The organism is Ruegeria sp. BE10 (genome assembly GCF_056538905.1).
On the sequence record NZ_JBQFTX010000001.1, the window covers coordinates 379101 to 397753 of the forward strand.

Genomic DNA, 18653 nt, shown 5'->3' on the forward strand with positions numbered 1-18653 from the left:
TGCGTTTCATTGCATGTGTCTCCGTCTCATTCAGTTCATTTGACGCAATCGGGACCAGACCGTTAGGTTGGGCCATGCGCTTTGTCCTTTTGTGCCTGAGCCTGACGCTCTCTGCCAGTCCCTCTTGGTCGCAGGAGGCCATTGGCCTTGCCGCCCCGACGGAAGTAACAGACTCTGGTCTGCTGCAACATATCCTTCCTCGCTTCTCTCTCAAGACCGGGATACGCGTTATTGCGGATGACGGGGGCATTTTGGTGCTGGAAACCTCCCCGCCGGGCGACCCGGTCTTTGCACGCGGCGGAGTGGTGTACCATCTACGGATCGAAGACAACGCCCGGCACGAACGGTTCCGCGACTGGCTGCTGTCCGATATCGGCAAGAATACGGTCGAAAGCTTTGTCCCTGACCAAGGGGCACCCTTCTCTGCGAGTTTCGAAGTAACGGCCGCGCAGGAGGAAACTGTGGTCGATGGTGACGCCGTGCGCGGCGCGGAACTGTCGATGATCCATTGCGGCCGGTGCCATGTGATTGGGCCGCAAAACCGGATGAACGGTCTGGGTTCAACCCCCTCGTTCGCGGTATTGCGCGCCATGCCGGACTGGTCTGAGCGGTTCGAGGCGTTCTTTGCCCTAAACCCCCATCCCGCCTTCACACAAATTGACGGGCTGACACCGCCGTTTGCCCCTGAACGCCCCTCGCCCATTCACCCGGTCGAGATGACGCTGGAAGAACTGGAAGCCATTCTGGCGTTTGTTTCTGCCATCCAGGCTGCTGATTTGGGCGCACCGCTACAGCTTCAATGATCCTTTCGCTTTGAGAAATAATCCTCGGTCGTGACAACCTTGGGTCTTGGATTGGACTGGAACGGATTGTCTGATTGCTGAAACTGCGCGTTCACCCGGCAATTGTCGCACATCTGGATCATCCGGGCCTTGTCCGAGGTGGCAAACATCGGATGCGTGCCCGACAGCTTTTCCATGATCCGTTCGACCGTAGATCTCACACCGAACAACGCACCGCATTCAACGCAGGCAAAGGGTTCTTCCTCATTCAGCACCTGCTGAGACAAGGCTGCGTCGCTCAGGTCCAGTTGCGGGACAAGGGTAATCGCGTCCTCGGGGCAAACGCCCTTGCACAAGCCACATTGCAAACAGGCGTCCTGCTGAAAGTTCAGCTGCGGTTTGTCTGGGTTGTCAGCCAAAGCACCTGACGGGCACAGCGACACGCAGCTGAGGCACAATGTACAGGCGTCCGTATTCACCGCCACCGCCCCGTACGGAGCATTTTCGGGTAATGATAAAGGTGTATCCGCCTGCGGATTCAACGCCTGTGCGGACAAGCGCGCGATTTGTCTGCGGTTGCCCAGCGGCAGCACCGGATCGGACAGCGGTGACGGAACATCCTGCCCATATAGCAGGTCTGCCATCGCATCGGGGTCGGCCTGATCAATCAAGGACAATCCATCCGGTCCTGCAATTGCCTGCGCCAGAACCAATTCACGATCCAGCGCGTCGCGTTCGGTGGTTGGGGCCAGAAGGATATCGACACGTGCGAACCCATGCGCCAATGCCGCCAGCATTTCGGCGTGGCCGAACCCCGAAATCACGTTTAACTCAAGCGGGATGACATCTGCGGGCAAGCCGCGCCCGAACCGGGCAGCCAGCCGGATCATCTCAGCCCCGTGGGCATCGTGGACCAACAAACGGGGCGACGTCCCCCCTGCCCGCCGATAGGTCCGCGCCAGAATGTGCATGCGTGACAACAGGGCAGAAACTGGCGGGTCCTCGTATGTGATTGCGGTCGATGGGCACACCGCCGCACATTCTCCGCATCCGGCGCAGACCATTGGGTCAATGGACACATGTTCCCCCGCCGGGACAATCGCACCCGTCGGACAGATATCCAGACAGTTGGTACAGGCGATCTGCTCGGCACGGGAATGGGCACACAGCGTTTCCTCGAGCCGCACGTAAAGCGGCTTTTCAAACGTGCCAACCAGTTGCACCGCCTCATAGGCCAACCGTTCCACGGCAAGCGGGTCCTTGGGATCTGCGCGCAAATAGCCTTCGCGCTTGGCCGGGGCCTGCACGAACGCAGTGCCGCCGGTCAGGTCGATGATGATATCGCAGGCCGAGTGCGCCCCATCACGAGCCTCGGTCCAGGTAAACACCCCACGACCGCCCGGTTTCAGCTGTTGCAAGGCGTCCAGCCGCAACGTGAACCCGCCCAGTACGCCGTTCAGCGACCGAAGCTGGCCGCGCACCACGTCAAAAGACCGCGAAACCGGCGACGCGTCATCGGTCACCAGCACCGTCACCGCCAAAGTGTCCGACAGCCGGGCCGCCAGATCAAAACTCACCTCACCTGCCCCGACAATGAAACAGGTGCCTTCGCTAAAGACGTCAACGCTGGGCGTGATGGGCTGGGGCAGCAGCGCCTCAGCCGCCAAAGCGGCCATCTTGGGGGTCGCATCGCTGCTCTGCTCTGACCAACCGGCGCGGTCACGCAAGTCGACAAACCCCGGCATGTCGATATTCAATTCGTCTGCAAGGTCCCGGAACACATCTTGCTCCTGCCCGCAGGCAATCACCGTATCCCCGTCCTGCATCAGGGATGCAGCGGTCTCCAACTCAGCCGTACACAGGGCCGTATGAACCTTTGAACAGGCGATCCCACAAGCGGATGCGATTTTCCCGGCCTCAAGATCCTGCGTTCCCGCGCAATCGCATAGTATTAGTTTTGTGCCCATGGCATCGCCTCCCCATCTTGGTTTCAGCTTAGGGTGTCATGGGAAAGTGGCAATGCCCCATGGCAAATCTTTCGGCATGGCAGGGTCTTCAATGCCTCTCGGGTTCGTAAACAATCGGTGATCAGATCATTAGCCCAGCAATTCAGACTTGGCACATGGTTGCTTTGTGTACCATAGTAGACCCAGGGGAAGGCAGGGGAGAGCCTTCCGGGGAGGACTAAGTGGCCAAGGCCGCAAGCCAGATTGAAATGCCAATCGGCGTCGTCGTGCGCAAAACACCCGGTGTTACCCGCTGGGCGAAATGGAACTGGCGCGCCGTTGCTGTGCTGCCCGGTGCCGGGCCAGCGGATTGGCTTGAGATGCGCCGCGAGGGTGAAGCCGTGGAGTACCACGCCGCCACCCTTCCCCTGACGCTTTGGGCTGATGAAACTGAGGCCTACATGGTCAACCTGTCCGACGGACAACCTTCGATCTACCTTGTTCTTCGCGATGCGCTGGATGGCGAACGCCCGATGGATGCGGTGCTGGTCACGGCGTCCCCGTTCGAAGGGCAGGATTATGCAGATACCGGCGAAGAGATTGTCGAAAAAATCCCGATGACTGAAGGGCTGATTGCCTGGGTTCGGGATTTCGCGCTGGAACACCACCGTGATGAGGTTTTCATTAAACGCCGCCGCGACAAGAAACGGACGGACCTTGTAGAGGACGGCAAGGGGGATGCGCGTATCCGGCAGACCTCGGACGTCTACCGCGCACCACGGAGGCTGTTGCAATGACCCAAGCTCGCGATTTCTGGTCCCGCCGCAAAGCTGCCGTTCAGGCCGAAGCCGAGGCCGAGGTCATCGCGAGTGAAGAACAGGTCATCGCCACGCAACACGCCGAGTTGGAAGAAAAGAGCGACGCCGAGATTTTGGCACAGTTCAACTTGCCCGACCCCGATCAGTTGCAGGCCGGGGATGATGTCTCGGGGTTTATGGCAAAGGCCGTCCCTGACCGGTTGCGCCGCCGTGCCTTGCGCCGGCTGTGGCGGCTGAACCCGGTATTGGCCAATGTGGACGGGCTTGTCGACTATGGTGAGGACTATACCGACGCGGCCTGTGTGATCGAGAACATCCAGACCGCCTATCAGGTTGGCAAAGGAATGCTGAGCCACATCGAAGCATTGGCTGCAGAGGCCGAAGAGGATGCCCCCGAAATCGAACCCTTGGTGGATGAAGGTGAAACCCTGGCAGCCGAAGAGGAACCGGAAGTGGTTCCAACCCCAGCCCCCGCCCAGGTGGCCGTGGCATTTACCGATGAGGTGGACGAGACAGCGCCGCAGGTTGCCCCGCGCCGCATGAAATTTGAATTCGAAGGATGACGAAATGACCGCAGGCAATGCGCAAAATCTGGAAGTCTCGGCCGAAGATCGCCTGCGCGCGGATTTCTACAATTTTCTGGGTCTGCTTCTGTCAGGCCCACCAGATCAAATGCTGCTAGATCAGGTCGCGGGTCTGACCGGGGATGGCACAGACCTGGGTCAAGCCATTCAAGCCATGGTGCGGGTGGCCAAAGTCACCAAACCCGCCGCCGCGGAACGGGAATTCAATGCGCTGTTCATCGGACTGGGCCGGGGTGAGCTGCTGCCTTATGGCAGCTATTACCTGACTGGGTTTTTGAACGAGAAACCTCTGGCGCAGTTACGCAATGACATGGCCGTCCGCGGGATCACCCGAGCGCAGAACGTATTCGAGCCTGAAGACAACATTGCCTCGCTGATGGAAATGATGGCAGGCATGATCGTTGGCCGTTTTGGCGCACCCGCCACGGTCGAGGATCAAAAGGCGTTCTGGAACAAACATATCGGCCCCTGGGCCACACATTTCTATTCTGATTTGGAAGCAGCCGAAGCGTCGGTTCTCTATGCCTCGGTCGGCACAGCCGGTCGGGTGTTTATGGAAATCGAACGCGAGGCCTTCCGAATGACGGCGGTGTGAACCACCGCAACTCGCCAGCGCCCGAATTGGCGCTAGATCGCAAATGGGAAAGGAGAAGCCCATGAGCAAGACCAAGGAAGAAGGCGCCTCGCGCCGCGACTTCCTCAAACTGGCCGGAACCGCAGCGCCCGCTGCTGTTGCCGCAGCCACACTAAGCGGAAAAGCCGAAGCAGCCGAGCTGCCCACGGACGAAACCCGCATGCAGGACACAGCGCACACCCGCGCTTACCTGGACAGCGCGCGCTTCTAAGCCGCCTCGACTGCGCCCGGTTTACCGACCGGACGATGTCACCAACCGACTGACGGTTGCGATTGGCCCTGACGTCGGCATCAGCAGTACCAAGCCAGCCGTGGCTTACACGGCGCGCAAGGGAGGAAAACAATGCTAAGGAAAAAGACCAACGGGGTTGCGAGACGCCCCCAGCGGACAAGTATCCTGTCCCAGGTCGGCGAGAAAACCGTCGATCGCCGCGCATTCCTGCGTGGATCGGGCCTGACGATCGGCGGCCTTGCCGCGATCAGCGCCACGGGTGGAACCGTGACGCCAGCCAGCGCCCAGACAGCGGCCAATCAGGCCGTTGAAAACATCAAATCCGTATGCACCCATTGTTCGGTCGGCTGTACAGTCGTCGCAGAAGTGCAGGACGGCGTCTGGATCGGGCAGGAACCCGGTTGGGACAGTCCGTTCAACCTGGGTGCGCACTGCGCCAAGGGGGCCTCGGTTCGCGAGCACGCCCATGGCGAGCGCCGCCTGAAATACCCGATGAAAAAGGAAGGTGGCGAGTGGAAACGCATCAGCTGGGAAGAAGCGATCAACGAGATCGGCGACGGCATGATGAGCATCCGCGAAGAGTCGGGGCCAGACAGTGTTTATTGGCTGGGTTCCGCGAAGCACAATAACGAACAGGCCTATCTGTTCCGCAAGTTCGCCGCCTACTGGGGCACGAACAACGTGGACCATCAGGCGCGTATCTGCCACTCGACCACTGTTGCGGGTGTTGCGAATACATGGGGCTACGGCGCCATGACCAATTCGTATAACGACATGCACAACAGTAAGGCGATCTTCATCATCGGCGGCAACCCGGCTGAGGCGCACCCTGTCTCTCTGCTGCATATATTGCGCGCGAAGGAGCAGAACAACGCACCGCTGATTGTCTGCGACCCGCGTTTTACGCGCACCGCGGCCCATGCAGATGAATATGTCCGCTTCCGCCCCGGCACAGACGTTGCGCTAATCTGGGGCATCCTGTGGCACATCTTCGACAACGGCTGGGAGGACAAAGAGTTCATCCGCACCCGTGTCTGGGGTATGGACCAGATCCAGGAAGAGGTTGCCAAGTGGAACCCGGAAGAGGTCGAGCGCGTCACCGGCACGCCCGGTTCGCAGCTGAAGCGCGTTGCCCGCACCATGGCCAACAACCGGCCCGGCACAGTCGTCTGGTGTATGGGTGGGACCCAGCACACCAACGGCAACAACAACACCCGCGCCTACTGCGTGCTGCAGCTTGCGCTTGGCAACATGGGCACCTCGGGTGGTGGCACCAACATCTTCCGCGGTCATGACAATGTGCAGGGCGCGACGGACCTTGGTGTTCTGTCTCACACCCTGCCCGGCTATTACGGCCTGTCCGCAGGTGCATGGGGCCACTGGGCACGTGTCTGGGGTGAAGAACCCGAATGGCTGGCTGGTCAGTTCGCCACGATCAAGGACAAGGAAGGCAAGGATAAACCGCTTCAGAACGAGCGCGGTATCCCTGTCTCTCGCTGGATCGACGGTGTTCTGGAAGACCCAGCAAACATGGATCAGGACAACAACGTTCGCGCCATGGTTCTGTGGGGTCACGCGCCGAACTCGCAAACGCGTGGGCCGGAAATGAAGACGGCGATGGAGAAGCTGGACATGCTGGTCGTGATCGACCCGTACCCCACCGTCTCGGCCGTTTTGCATGACCGCACCGATGGCGTTTACCTGTTGCCTGCCTGTACGCAGTTCGAAACTCGTGGCTCGGTCACGGCCTCGAACCGCTCGCTGCAGTGGCGCGACAAGGTGGTTGATCCGCTGTTCGAAAGCTTGCCGGATGAGGTCATTATGGCCAAGTTTGCCAACAAGTTCGGCTGGGCGGACCGGTTCTTCCGCAATATCGAAATGGAAGACGCCGAAACCCCGAATGTTGAAAGCATCACGCGTGAGTTCAACTCGGGCCTCTGGACCATCGGCTATACCGGTCAGTCGCCGGAACGTCTGAAAAGCCATATGGCCAACCAGCACACGTTCGACAGAACGACGCTGCAGGCTGTTGGCGGACCAAACGACGGCGAATACTATGGTCTGCCATGGCCCTGCTGGGGCACGGCCGAGATGGGTCATACGGGGACTCCAAACCTCTATGACATGTCCAAACCGGTGGCCGAAGGTGGCCTGACCTTCCGCGCCCGTTTCGGGGTGGAACGCGATGGCGACAACCTGCTGGCCGAAGGGGTCTATAGCGTTGGGTCGGAAATTCAGGATGGATATCCCGAATTCACGATGCAGATGCTGATGGATCTTGGTTGGGATGGCGATCTGACGGATGAGGAACGCGCAGCAATCGACGCCGTTGCGGGTCCGAAGACCAACTGGAAAACCGACCTTAGCGGCGGCATCCAACGGGTCGCGATCGAGCATGGTTGTGCGCCCTTTGGGAACGCCAAAGCCCGTGCGGTCGTCTGGACCTTCCCGGACCCGATCCCACTGCATCGCGAACCTCTATATACCAACCGGCGCGATCTGGTGGAGGATTATCCGACCTACGAAGACCGTCAGGCCTATCGCCTGCCTACCCTTTACGCTTCGATCCAGAAGAACGACTTTTCAAAGGATTACCCGCTAATCCTGACGTCTGGTCGTCTGGTCGAATATGAGGGTGGCGGCGAGGAAAGCCGATCGAACCCGTGGCTGGCCGAACTGCAACAGGACATGTTCGTCGAGATCAACCCGCGCGATGCCAACAACCTTGGTATTCGTGATGGGTCTCAGGTCTGGGTCGAAGGTCCCGAGGGCGGCAAAGTCAAGGTGATGGCGATGCTGACCAACAGGGTCGGTGCCGGCGTGGCCTTCATGCCATTCCATTTCGGCGGCCATTTCCAGGGACAGGACTTGCGGGACAAATACCCCGCTGGCGCTGATCCCTACGTGCTGGGTGAAAGCTCCAACACCGCCCAGACTTATGGCTACGATTCAGTGACCCAGATGCAGGAGACGAAATGTACTCTCTGCAAAATCTCGGCAGCGTAAGGAGGACGATTTATGGCTAGAGCAAAGTTTCTCTGCGACGCTGAACGCTGCATCGAGTGCAACGCCTGCGTCACCGCGTGCAAGAACGAGCACGAGGTCCCATGGGGCATCAACCGCCGCAGGGTGGTGACGATCAATGACGGCAACCCGGGCGAACGCTCAATCTCGGTGGCCTGCATGCATTGCTCGGATGCGCCTTGCATGGCGGTGTGCCCGGTCGACTGCTTCTATCAGAACGAAGAAGGCGTCGTCCTGCACTCCAAGGACCTGTGCATCGGTTGCGGCTATTGCTTCTATGCGTGCCCCTTCGGCGCGCCGCAGTATCCGCAGGCCGGAAACTTCGGATCACGCGGCAAGATGGACAAATGTACCTTCTGCGCCGGTGGTCCCGAGGAAACGCACTCGACCGCAGAGTTCGCCAAATACGGTCGCAATCGGATCGCCGAGGGCAAACTGCCCATCTGCGCCGAGATGTGTTCCACCAAGGCCCTGCTCGCCGGTGATGGCGACGTGGTTTCGGCCATCTACCGCGAACGCGTCGTGGCGCGCGGGTTTGGCTCGGGCGCCTGGGGTTGGGGCACGGCCTACGACCAGAAAGACGGTTAGTCCCGTTTTGAAATTGGCGGTCCCGTAGTGTCAGCTACGGGACCGTCCCAGCCCGGCCAAACCACTTGGCCGGGCATAAGTTGGCGTGACCAACCTGAACGGAGTATTTCATGACCGAAGATGTTTATTGGCTGCTGAAACTTGACCTGCAAGCAGATCAGGATGACATATTCGATGCGCTAATGGCTGAAATGGTGGATGCAACACTAAATGAAAGCGGTGCGAAGTCCTATGAATGGCACCGCAGCGGATCGGCAGTTCACATATTTGAACGATACGCCAGTTCTGATGATGCGATGATCCATATGCAAAACTTCGGGGCAAATTTCGCAGATCGTTTTCTGGCAATTCTGACACCAACTCAGCTGGACGTTTACGGCCCCGCTAAAGAAGACCTGCACGCGGCGCTTACGCCGGTTGGAGCGGTCTTTCACAAACAAGTCAGCGGCTTTGACCGATAGACACGAACGACACAGGAGATTCGACAGATGCGCCTGATCTTAATGCTGCTGATCCCCCTATTCCTCACCAGTGTCGCCTTGGCTCAAGAAAGTGCGGATGTCCCGACTGAATCCGAACGCAGCACCACTGGCGGCGCCACGACACTGGAAGACATTCTGGCCCGTCAGCGCGGTGAAAAGGTCGACAATCGTTATCGCTCGGACAACACCGGTCAAGGCAATGCCGAAGGTCTGCTGGGCCAGTTGGGAACACGCGGCGTTGCCTCAGACAGTGATGTCTATCGCGCGATCCGATACGGCTCGGCCGATACAACAGTTTCATCCAAGGGGCCTGCGGCTGGCGTTCTAATCCAGGACGGTGGCATGTGGTGGCTAAACTTCCGCACAGGCCCCTTGCGCGAATACGGAACATATATCCTGGGCGGAATGGCGGCCATCATCGTGTTGTTTTTCCTGATCCGCGGAAAAATCCGCATCGACGGGGAAAAAACCGGCCGCACCGTAACCCGCTTTAACAGCTTTGAGCGGTTCGGGCACTGGCTGTTCGCCGGGTCTTTCCTTGTACTTGGCCTGACCGGCCTGCTGACCCTTTATGGCCGTGATTTCCTGATTCCGCTTTTCGGGAAAGAAGGGTTTGCCACCATCGCGCAAGGCTGCAAGTGGTTACACAACAATCTCGCATGGGCCTTTATGCTGGGTTTGGTCATCGTCACCGTGAACTGGATCGCCCACAACATCCCCAACCGGGTGGACTTGAAGTGGCTGGCCGCCGGTGGGGGCCTTTTCACCAAAGGCAGCCATCCGCCTGCCAGGAAGTTTAACGCAGGACAAAAGGTCATCTTCTGGGCCTGTATCCTGCTGGGCGTTTCGATCAGCCTGTCCGGGCTGTCGCTGCTGTTCCCGTTCGAATTGCCGATGTTCGCCAAGACCTTCTCGGTCGCCAATTCCACCGGTATTCCACAGATGTTTGGCCTGAATTTGCCAACCCAGATGTCCCCGCAGGAGGAGATGCAATACGCGCAGGTTTGGCACGTGATGATCGCCTATGTGTTCATCGCCATCATTATCGCCCATATCTATCTAGGTTCAGTGGGCATGGAAGGTGCCTTTGACGCAATGGGTACCGGCGAAGTCGAAGAGCAATGGGCACGCGAACATCACTCGCTGTGGTTGGAAGAGGTACAAGAAAAAGAGGCCGGTAAGGCAGCGGCCTCACCCGCGGAATAGATGCGCGGGCTGGTCCTGGCCCTGGCGCTGGTCCCCCTGCCCGCCATGGCCGAGTTTTTCACGCTCAAGGGTCACGGCGGACCGATCATGGGGATCGCCACCGCGCCGGACGGGCGGATCGCCACGGCCAGTTTCGACAACTCGGTTGGCTTGTGGTCGAACCGTACGCCCGAATGGCTGGAAGGGCACGAGGCTGCCGTAAACTCGGTCGCGTTCAACGGGCGCGCGATCTATTCAGCAGGCGATGATTTCACCCTGCGCCGCTGGCCGGGCGGAGAGGTTGTTGGCCAGCACAAAGGCAAGATCGTGGGGGTCGCGGCCTCGAAAACGCATGTCGCCACTGCCAGTTGGGACGGCACCATTGGACTCTGGCCCGAAGATGGATCAGCCGCACAAACGCTTACGGCGGGCAGCGGTGTGAACGCCGTCACTTTTTCACCAGATGGTGCAACGCTGTACTCGGCTGGCATAGATGGAACACTGCGAGTTTGGGATGTAGCCAGTGGACAGGAAATCCGGCGACTGGTGGAACACGGGTTCGGGATCAATGAATTGGTTCTGAACGCCGCCGACAACTGGATTGCCTATGGTGCAGTCGACGGTGTGACCCGCATTTTGGACCTGACCACCAGAGAAGAACGTGATTTTACCCTGGATCGCCGCCCCATTCTGGCCTTGGCCCTTAGCCCGGATCGCAGCCTGTTGGCTGTGGGCGATGGCGAGGGCTACATCATGGTAATCGACACGGTCGAATGGAGCATCGCGCAGGATTTCCGCGCCACTCTGCGCGGGCCGGTTTGGGCGCTGGCCTTTTCTACGGACGGTCAGAACATCCATGCGGGCGGCATTGACGAAGCTATGTATAGCTGGCCGGTTTCATTCCTCGGCGATCGCGCACAGATGGCAGCCACCGAGCCCAGTTTCCTGAAGAACCCCGAAGAAATGAGCAACGGGGAACGGCAATTTTCCCGCAAATGTTCGATCTGCCACAGCCTGACACCCGACGGGCAAAGGCGTGCCGGGCCGACTTTGTATGGAGTCTTCGGACGCAAGGCCGGTACGCTGGCGGGATATTTCTATTCGGATACGCTGCAAGACTCTGATATCGTTTGGAATGACGAAACGATAAATGCCCTTTTCGACGAGGGGCCAGACCACTACATACCGGGATCGAAGATGCCGATGCAGCGGATCACTCAGGCCCAGGATCGCGATGACCTGATTGCCTTTTTGCGCCGCGCAACGGCACCGGAGAATAAGACCGGAGGAGACCAATGAAAGCCTTTCTTGCCGCTGTGGCCGTAATGGTCGTAATCACCGTCGCTGCGCCCTATGCACTGCAACAGGTCGGCTTCAGCGCCGCCGATGCGGGAACCGGTTCGGCTGTGCGCCTCGACTGAATGTCCGAATACCTGACCACCAAAGAGCTGGCCGACCTGCTGCGCATTGGCGAGCGTAAGGCCTATGATCTGGCCTCATCCGGCGAAGTCCCGTGCGTGCGCGCCATGGGCAAGCTGCTGTTTCCACGGGCAGAGGTCATCGCCTGGCTGAACGCATCCCGGTCCGGCCCGAAAGTGGCAGAACCCGCCCTGCCCCCGATCATTGCTGGCAGCCATGATCCGCTGCTTGATTGGGCTTTGCGCGAAAGCGGCTCGGGTCTGGCCACGTATTACGACGGTTCCTTCGACGGGCTGATCCGCCTGAAGGACCGCAGTGCGCAGGCTGCGGCGCTGCATATTCATGAGGATCAGGGGTTCAATACGCAATCTCTGCGCGCCAATCTGGGTGAAGCCCCGGTGGTTTTGTATGAAGTCGCGCAGCGGCAACGCGGATTGCTATTGGCACCGGGCGTCACTGGCATCACTGGCTTTGCGGATCTGAAGGGACGGCGGGTGATCCTGCGGCAGGACAGCGCCGCCAGCCAACGGCTGTTCGACGCACAGCTAGAAGCCCACGATCTGACACGCGACGATCTGGACGCCCTACCCGCCTGCGCCCGGACCGAAGAAGAACTGGCCATTGCCCTGCATGACAGCAAGGCCGAAGCCGGGTTTGGGTTGGGTGCCCTGGCCAGCCTATACAATCTGGGCTTCGCGCCCACCCATACTGAACGGTTGGATCTGGCCATCTGGCGCCGCGCTTACTTCGATGACCCGATGCTGAAACTTCTCAGCTTTTTTCAGTCTGAAAGTTTCGCCAACCGTGCTGCCGAATTCGGTGGTTATGACTTGTCCGAGTTGGGCACGATCCACCACAACGGCGCAAGCGGCTGACCCCGATCACTCGGCGTTGGGAAAGAACAACTGCTCACCATCCAGCTTGTAAGACGCAATGGCCGCCTGCCCGTCGGGGCCGATCAGCCAGTCAATGAACCGTTGACCCGCTGCGGCCCGGACCTGCGGATGCTTATCCGGATTCACAAGGATGATACCGTATTGATTGAATAGACGCGGGTCACCCTCGACCAGAACCTCTAGATCCCCCCTGTTGCCAAAGGATTGCCACGTGGCGCGATCCGTCAGCACATAGGCCCCCATCCCGCTGGCCACGTTCAAAGTCGCCCCCATGCCCGAGCCGGTCTCGCGGTACCACGTCCCCGATGCGGCGGTCGGATCGGCACCCGCCCAATCCCAAAGGCGCATCTCGGCCTTGTGCGTTCCGCTGTCATCTCCGCGCGAGGCAAAGGGCGCTTCGGCTTCGGACACCGCAACCAGCGCCTCAACGATATCCATGCCACCCCGCACCTTGGCCGGATCGGATTTTGGCCCGACCAGAACAAAATCGTTGTACATCACGTCAAACCGCTCGACCCCCCAACCGTCGTCAACGAATTGTTCCTCGGCTGGTCTGGAATGCACCAGCAACACGTCCCCATCCCCGTTGATGGCATTGCGGATCGCCTGACCGGTGCCCACGGCAACAACACGTACGTCAATACCCGTCTCGGCCTCGAACCCCGGCAGGATGTAATCCAGCAAACCCGAATTCTGAGTGGACGTCGTCGATTGCACCACGATAAAGGGTTCCTCGGCGTTGGCGGACGCAGCGGTCAAACCAACGGTGAAAAGAGCTGCTCGAAAAAAAGTTCGGATCATTTAGATCTCCGTTATTGTTTAAGTGACTAGCCCGCCAGCCAGATATCGGCGTGCGGCGTCGCTTTTGGGGGCATCCAGTACCTGTTTGGCCACCCCATGTTCAACCACGTGACCGCCCTGCATCATCACGATATCGGCGGCTAACCGCCGGGCCTGCCCGATGTCATGCGTCACCATAACGATGCGGACACCCCGGGTTGAGGCGCGCAGGATCATCCTTTCGATCATCTGCGTGGCATTGGGATCAAGCGCGCTGGTAGGTTCATCCAGAAACAATGTCTCTGGGTCCAGCGCGAGGGCGCGCAGAATGGCCAGCCTCTGCGCTTCTCCCCCTGACAGGGACCGGGCGGATTGGCGGGCTTTGCCATCCAGGCCGCCTTCGGTCAGCAATTCCTCGATCCGGGACTTGCGCGTGCTGCGCGGTATCCCCTGGCGTTTCAGCACAAAATCCAGGTTGGAACCAACGGTCCGGCGCAACAGCACGGGCTGCTGAAACACCATCGCCTGAAGCGCCTTGTGATCAGCATTCAGCTCGACATCATCCTGCCGGACCTGCCCGCGATCCGGCACAATTAGCCCATGCAGACAGCGCAGCAGCAGGCTTTTGCCCGATCCATTCGGCCCAAGGATCAAGGTTGGCCCCGGACCATCAAGGATAAGTTGCGGCACATCCAACAAGGCCTTGCCTTTACGGGTGATCCGCATCCCATCAACCGACAAACAACTGGCCAATTGCAAAGTCAAATCACGCATGGCGCAACCCCTCCTGCTCGGCTCGCAGGCTGAGCGTGCTGACCATGGCGTTCACCGCCACCGCGATACCGATCAGGATCGCCCCCAGTGCCAACGCCAGCGCCAGATTGCCCTTTGAGGTCTCCAAAGCAATGGTTGTCGTCATCACACGCGTCACGTGATTGATGTTGCCGCCAACGATGATCACCGCGCCGACCTCGGCAATGGCCCGACCAAATCCAGCCAGCAGTGCGGTCACCAGCGCCAATCGCGCATCCCACAACAGCACCGGAACCGATGCCAGCCGGGACACCCCCAGTGAGCGGAGCTGTTCCGAATACTCCTCGGCCAGCAATTCGACCACTTGCCGGGTCAACGCTGCGATGATGGGGGTAACGAGAACAACCTGCGCAATGATCATCGCGGTCGGCGTATACAGCAACTCAAGCACACCCAACGGACCCGAGCGTGACAACATCAGATAGACCAACAGCCCGACAACGACCGGTGGGAACCCCATCAAAGCATTCATCAGCACGATCAGAATTCGACGTCCCGGAAACCGAGCGACCGCCAAAGCCGCACCAACGGGCATGCCAATCAACGCAGAAATCAGCACGGCAAAGATGGAAACTTTCAGGGACAGCAACACAATCGCCCACAACTCTGCATCCCCGTTGAAGATCAGGGTCATTGCCGAGTTGAATTCTGATGCAAATCCCTGCATTCCCTACCACATATCAAGCATTTCGTACAAAATGCGCCTAATTTCATAAAGATACTAGACCATTTACTCACCAAGTACAGACACGATTCCGACATCCCCAAACGAAAACGCGGCCCCAATTGGAGCCGCGCGTGTTCAGGCAATTGAACTGGGATCAGTTCAGCGCCGCATCTGTGATCTGATGTGTCCAGGCCCCGTCGGGCTGCTTGGTGATCACTGGGTCAGACCCACCTGCCAGCAAGGTACCCACGGTACGTTCAAAATCGGCCGGATCCAACGCGCCATTCGAACCCGCGGTCAGTTTGGCGATCTCGCCCATCATGCGCTTCTGATGCTCTTCGGTCTGGGCACCGGTCGCATCATTCTCAAGCACGATGTCGGCTGCCTCATCAGGGTGTTCTTCAGCGTATTTCCAGCCTTTCATCGAAGCACGAACAAAACGCTCCATTTTTTCAACAAAGGCCGCGTCACCCAAGTTTTCCTCAAGCACATACAAACCGTCCTCCAGCGTCGCCACGCCCTGGTCTTCGTACTTAAAAGTGACCAGCTCATCCGGGCTGACGCCAGCATCGATGACCTGCCAATATTCATTATAGGTCATGGTGCTGATGCAATCGGCCTGACGCTGCAGCAAAGGATCAACGTTAAAGCCCTGTTTCAGAACCTCGACGCCGTTTTCACTTTTGCCACCGGTGTCGATACCCAACTGGCTCATCCAGCTCATGAACGGGAATTCATTACCAAAAAACCAAACACCCAGCGTGCGGTTCTTTAGATCCTCGGGCGAGGAAATCCCGGCATCTTTCCAGCAGGTCAACATCATGCCTGAGCTTTTGAACGGCTGCGCGATATTCACGAGGGGCAGACCCTTTTCGCGTGCGGCCAGTGCGGCGGGCATCCATTCGACGGTCACATCCGCACCACCGCCGGCAATGACCTGAGTCGGTGCGATATCCGGGCCGCCAGGCAAAATGGTGACGTCCAGTCCCTCTTCCTCGTAGAACCCTTTGTCTTTGGCCACATAATAACCCGCGAACTGCGCCTGAGTGACCCACTTGAGTTGCAAAGTCACCTCATCTGCGGCCAGCGCTGCGCCGGCAGTCAGGCTAAAGGCAGCGATCACCCCGCTGAGTAGCTTGTTCATCTTCATATCTCCTAGTTGTTGTTGGCGCCCCATTTTGGGGGTCTGTTAATTTCCATTTATCCGCGTTGCGACGGGTGCCAGAATGTCACCCCCTTTTCGATCATGGCGACCAGCCCATAAAACGCCGTCCCGGCCAAAGCAGCCACGACAATCTCGGCCCAGACCATATCCAGTGACAGTTGCCCGACACTGGTCGATATCCGAAAGCCCATGCCCAGAGTTGGAGAGCCAAAGAACTCGGCCACGATAGCGCCGATCAGCGCCAGAGTGGTAGAAATCTTTAGCCCATTGAAAACAAACGGCATCGCCGCGGGCAAGCGCAGTTTCAGAAAGCTCTGCCAATAGGTCGCGGCATAGGTCTCCATCAGGTCGCGTTGCATGGTGGTCGCTTCGCGCAGACCTGCTACGGTGTTCACCAGCATCGGAAAGAACACCATCACCACGACCACCGCCGCCTTGGAATGCCAGTCGAACCCGAACCACATCACCAGAATGGGGGCCGTCCCGACAATAGGCAGGGCCGCCACAAAGTTCCCGACCGGCAACAATCCGAGGCGCAGGAAATCCCAGCGATCCACGGCGATCGCCATCAGGAAGGCCGATCCGCAACCGATAATGTAACCGCTCAGCGCGCCTTTGATGATGGTTTGCACGAAATCCGCCCACAGGATTGGAAGGCTGTCAGCAAAGCGCACAGCGATCACTGACGGTGCAGGCAAAATGACCAACGGCACATCAAGCCCGCGCACCAGCAGTTCCCAAATTGCAATCACGGTCAGTCCAAAGATCAGCGGCGCCAAAAACCGCACCGTCTTTGTATCGGCATAGGGGCCACTGGCCAGGCGGCTGTTCAACCACCAGCCAAACAGCCAGACGCCAATTGCACCAAGAACAGATATCATTGCGCCATCCCCATCCGTTTCAGGACCGTCCGCTCGATCAGACCCAACAGCCCGACCAGACAGGCCGCCAGGATGGCCGCCGCAAACAACGCCGACCAGATTTGTACGGTCTGACCGTAATAGCTGCCGGCCAGCAGTCGCGCACCCAAACCAGCCACGGCCCCTGTCGGCAGCTCTCCGACGATAGCCCCGACCAGTGAGGCCGCGATTCCGATTTTCAGCGAAGTAAACAGATACGGCATCGACGCTGGTAAGCGCAGCTTCCAGAACCCCTGAGACCGACTGGCGTTATACGTGCGCAACAGGTCCAATTGCATCGCATCGGGGCTGCGCAGCCCCTTCACCATACCGACCACGACGGGGAAAAAGCTAAGGTAGGCCGAGATGATCGCCTTGGGGATGATCCCCTGAATACCTATCGAATACAGCACCACAATGATCATCGGGGCCAGCGCGATGATTGGAATGGTTTGGCTAACAATGGCCCAGGGCATGACCGACAGGTCCATCACTCGGCTGTGTACAATTCCCACTGCCAGCAGAATGCCCAACCCGGTGCCAATCGCAAAACCCAGAATAGTGGCGCTGAGTGTCACCCAGGAATGATAGATCAATGATCTTTTCGAGGTGATTTTCTTCTCGACCGTGGTGTCCCACAGCTCTTCGGCCACCTGATGCGGTGCGGGCAAACGCGGTCGGTCCTGTTCCCAAGTCTCATCAATGGCATAGGGGTTGTCGATGACCAACTCGAACTCGCTCATGTCGCGGCGGTCAACAGCTTTGGGCGGATCGACCTGTTCCCCGGCTCGTTCGAATTCAGTCAGAACACCTTTGATGTTCATCGGCACGCTGGCGGCATACCAGAACAGGATAATGACGCCTACAACAGTCAAGACGGCCCAGACAGCTTTGATCCCTGCACTAGTCATCCGTATGCCCCGCCCGCAGCCCCTCGCGCACACGATGGGCTACTTCGATGAATTCAGGCGTGTCGCGGATATCCAGCGGCCGTTCCTTTGGCAGAGGGCTGTCGATCACATCAGTGATCCGACCCGGTCGCGGACTCATCACCACGATCTTTGTGCTGAGATACACCGCCTCGGGGATCGAGTGCGTCACGAAACCGATGGTCTTTTCAGTGCGCGCCCAAAGTGCCAGAAGCTGTTCGTTCAGGTGATCGCGCACGATCTCATCCAGCGCGCCAAAGGGCTCATCCATCAAAAGGATATCGGCGTCAAAAGCCAGCGCCCGCGCAATGCTGGCGCGTTGCTGCATGCCGCCAGAAAGCTGCCAGGGGAATTTCCCGCCAAATCCCTCTAGATCAACAAGTTCCAGAACTTTATTAACCCTCTCTTCCTGCTCGCTGGCGGAATAACCCATGATTTCCAAGGGTAGTTTAATGTTCTTGGCAATGGTCCGCCAAGGATATAGCCCCGCCGCCTGAAACACATAGCCATAGGCCCGGCTCCGCCGCGCATCATCCGGGGTCATTCCGTTGACGGTTAACGTTCCCCCTGTCGGTGTTTCCAGCGCCGCGATACAGCGCAGAAAGGTGGTTTTCCCACAGCCCGAGGGGCCGATGAAGCTGACGAAATCGCCTTTGTCGACTGTCAGGTTCACATCCTTGAGCGCATGGATTGGCCCGTCGTTTGTTTGGAAGGTAAGGTCCAACTGCCTTGCCTCGATTACGGGCTGGGTAGTGCTTTCAGTATTCATTCCATTGCCTTGAAAAGGTTTGGCTTTAGGGTGCCTTGGTG

General features: G+C 58.8%; 20 protein-coding genes. 12 read left to right on the forward strand and 8 right to left on the reverse strand.

The annotated features are described in order from the left end of the window. Positions 1-74: 74 nt before the first annotated feature. Positions 75-803, forward strand: coding sequence for a c-type cytochrome (locus tag ACR0M2_RS01870; protein ID WP_480703899.1), 729 nt, complete (start codon positions 75-77; stop codon positions 801-803). Here ACR0M2_RS01870 and ACR0M2_RS01875 read toward each other — a convergent pair. After that, on the reverse strand, positions 797-2749 hold the full coding sequence (locus ACR0M2_RS01875) for a 4Fe-4S binding protein (RefSeq protein ID WP_480703900.1): 1953 nt from the start codon (positions 2747-2749) through the stop codon (positions 797-799). The two genes, ACR0M2_RS01870 and ACR0M2_RS01875, sit on opposite strands and share 7 nt — an antisense overlap. Before the next feature lie 221 nt (positions 2750-2970). Here ACR0M2_RS01875 and ACR0M2_RS01880 point away from each other — a divergent pair, with 221 nt between their 5' ends. The 11 genes from ACR0M2_RS01880 to ACR0M2_RS01930 all read left to right on the forward strand — a co-directional run bounded on the left by ACR0M2_RS01880 (position 2971) and on the right by ACR0M2_RS01930 (position 12569). Further along, positions 2971-3525, forward strand: a complete 555-nt coding sequence (locus tag ACR0M2_RS01880) for a DUF3305 domain-containing protein (protein ID WP_170393687.1) — start codon at positions 2971-2973, stop codon at positions 3523-3525. Next, on the forward strand, positions 3522-4109 hold the full coding sequence (locus ACR0M2_RS01885; RefSeq protein ID WP_170348413.1) for a DUF3306 domain-containing protein: 588 nt from the start codon (positions 3522-3524) through the stop codon (positions 4107-4109). The genes ACR0M2_RS01880 and ACR0M2_RS01885 overlap by 4 nt, the downstream gene beginning before the upstream one ends. Before the next feature lie 4 nt (positions 4110-4113). Continuing rightward, positions 4114-4725, forward strand: a complete 612-nt coding sequence (locus tag ACR0M2_RS01890; RefSeq protein ID WP_170393682.1) for a TorD/DmsD family molecular chaperone — start codon at positions 4114-4116, stop codon at positions 4723-4725. Between the two features lie 61 nt (positions 4726-4786). Then, a complete protein-coding gene (locus ACR0M2_RS01895; protein ID WP_170348411.1) occupies positions 4787-4975 on the forward strand; it encodes a twin-arginine translocation signal domain-containing protein in 189 nt (62 codons plus the stop codon). Positions 4976-5107: 132 nt separating this feature from the next. After that, positions 5108-8002 (forward strand): formate dehydrogenase subunit alpha, encoded by a 2895-nt coding sequence (locus tag ACR0M2_RS01900; protein ID WP_170348410.1) that lies wholly within the window; start codon positions 5108-5110, stop codon positions 8000-8002. 12 nt (positions 8003-8014) lie between these two features. Beyond that, positions 8015-8608, forward strand: a complete 594-nt coding sequence (fdh3B, locus tag ACR0M2_RS01905) for a formate dehydrogenase FDH3 subunit beta (protein WP_037307340.1) — start codon at positions 8015-8017, stop codon at positions 8606-8608. 110 nt (positions 8609-8718) lie between these two features. Then, positions 8719-9069 carry a putative quinol monooxygenase gene (locus ACR0M2_RS01910; protein ID WP_170348409.1) on the forward strand — a complete coding sequence of 117 codons (351 nt, stop codon included), beginning with the start codon at positions 8719-8721 and terminating at the stop codon, positions 9067-9069. Positions 9070-9096: 27 nt separating this feature from the next. Continuing rightward, positions 9097-10296, forward strand: coding sequence for a formate dehydrogenase subunit gamma (locus ACR0M2_RS01915; protein WP_480636345.1), 1200 nt, complete (start codon positions 9097-9099; stop codon positions 10294-10296). After that, positions 10297-11574, forward strand: coding sequence for a c-type cytochrome (locus ACR0M2_RS01920; RefSeq protein WP_480703901.1), 1278 nt, complete (start codon positions 10297-10299; stop codon positions 11572-11574). After that, positions 11571-11696: a hypothetical protein gene (locus tag ACR0M2_RS01925; RefSeq protein WP_264187089.1), complete on the forward strand. Its 126-nt coding sequence runs from the start codon at positions 11571-11573 to the stop codon at positions 11694-11696. The genes ACR0M2_RS01920 and ACR0M2_RS01925 overlap by 4 nt, the downstream gene beginning before the upstream one ends. Next, a complete protein-coding gene (locus ACR0M2_RS01930) occupies positions 11697-12569 on the forward strand; it encodes a substrate-binding domain-containing protein (RefSeq protein ID WP_480703902.1) in 873 nt (290 codons plus the stop codon). A 6-nt stretch (positions 12570-12575) separates the two neighbouring features. Here ACR0M2_RS01930 and ACR0M2_RS01935 read toward each other — a convergent pair whose 3' ends face one another. The 7 genes from ACR0M2_RS01935 to ACR0M2_RS01965 all read right to left on the reverse strand — a co-directional run bounded on the left by ACR0M2_RS01935 (position 12576) and on the right by ACR0M2_RS01965 (position 18612). Beyond that, positions 12576-13391, reverse strand: coding sequence for an ABC transporter substrate-binding protein (locus ACR0M2_RS01935; protein ID WP_170358015.1), 816 nt, complete (start codon positions 13389-13391; stop codon positions 12576-12578). 18 nt (positions 13392-13409) lie between these two features. Continuing rightward, positions 13410-14144 (reverse strand): ATP-binding cassette domain-containing protein, encoded by a 735-nt coding sequence (locus ACR0M2_RS01940; protein ID WP_480703903.1) that lies wholly within the window; start codon positions 14142-14144, stop codon positions 13410-13412. Next, the gene (locus ACR0M2_RS01945) at positions 14137-14850 is read right to left on the reverse strand and encodes an ABC transporter permease (RefSeq protein WP_480703904.1); all 714 of its coding nucleotides are present in this window, start codon (positions 14848-14850) and stop codon (positions 14137-14139) included. Before ACR0M2_RS01945 ends, ACR0M2_RS01940 begins: the two co-directional genes overlap by 8 nt. A gap of 154 nt (positions 14851-15004) precedes the next feature. Beyond that, on the reverse strand, positions 15005-15994 hold the full coding sequence (locus ACR0M2_RS01950) for an ABC transporter substrate-binding protein (protein ID WP_170374904.1): 990 nt from the start codon (positions 15992-15994) through the stop codon (positions 15005-15007). Between the two features lie 56 nt (positions 15995-16050). Next, positions 16051-16896, reverse strand: coding sequence for an ABC transporter permease (locus ACR0M2_RS01955; RefSeq protein ID WP_170409473.1), 846 nt, complete (start codon positions 16894-16896; stop codon positions 16051-16053). Then, positions 16893-17810 (reverse strand): ABC transporter permease, encoded by a 918-nt coding sequence (locus tag ACR0M2_RS01960; protein ID WP_170376093.1) that lies wholly within the window; start codon positions 17808-17810, stop codon positions 16893-16895. The genes ACR0M2_RS01955 and ACR0M2_RS01960 overlap by 4 nt, the downstream gene beginning before the upstream one ends. A gap of 7 nt (positions 17811-17817) precedes the next feature. Continuing rightward, the gene (locus tag ACR0M2_RS01965) at positions 17818-18612 is read right to left on the reverse strand and encodes an ABC transporter ATP-binding protein (RefSeq protein WP_480703905.1); all 795 of its coding nucleotides are present in this window, start codon (positions 18610-18612) and stop codon (positions 17818-17820) included. Between the last annotated feature and the right edge of the window lie 41 nt (positions 18613-18653).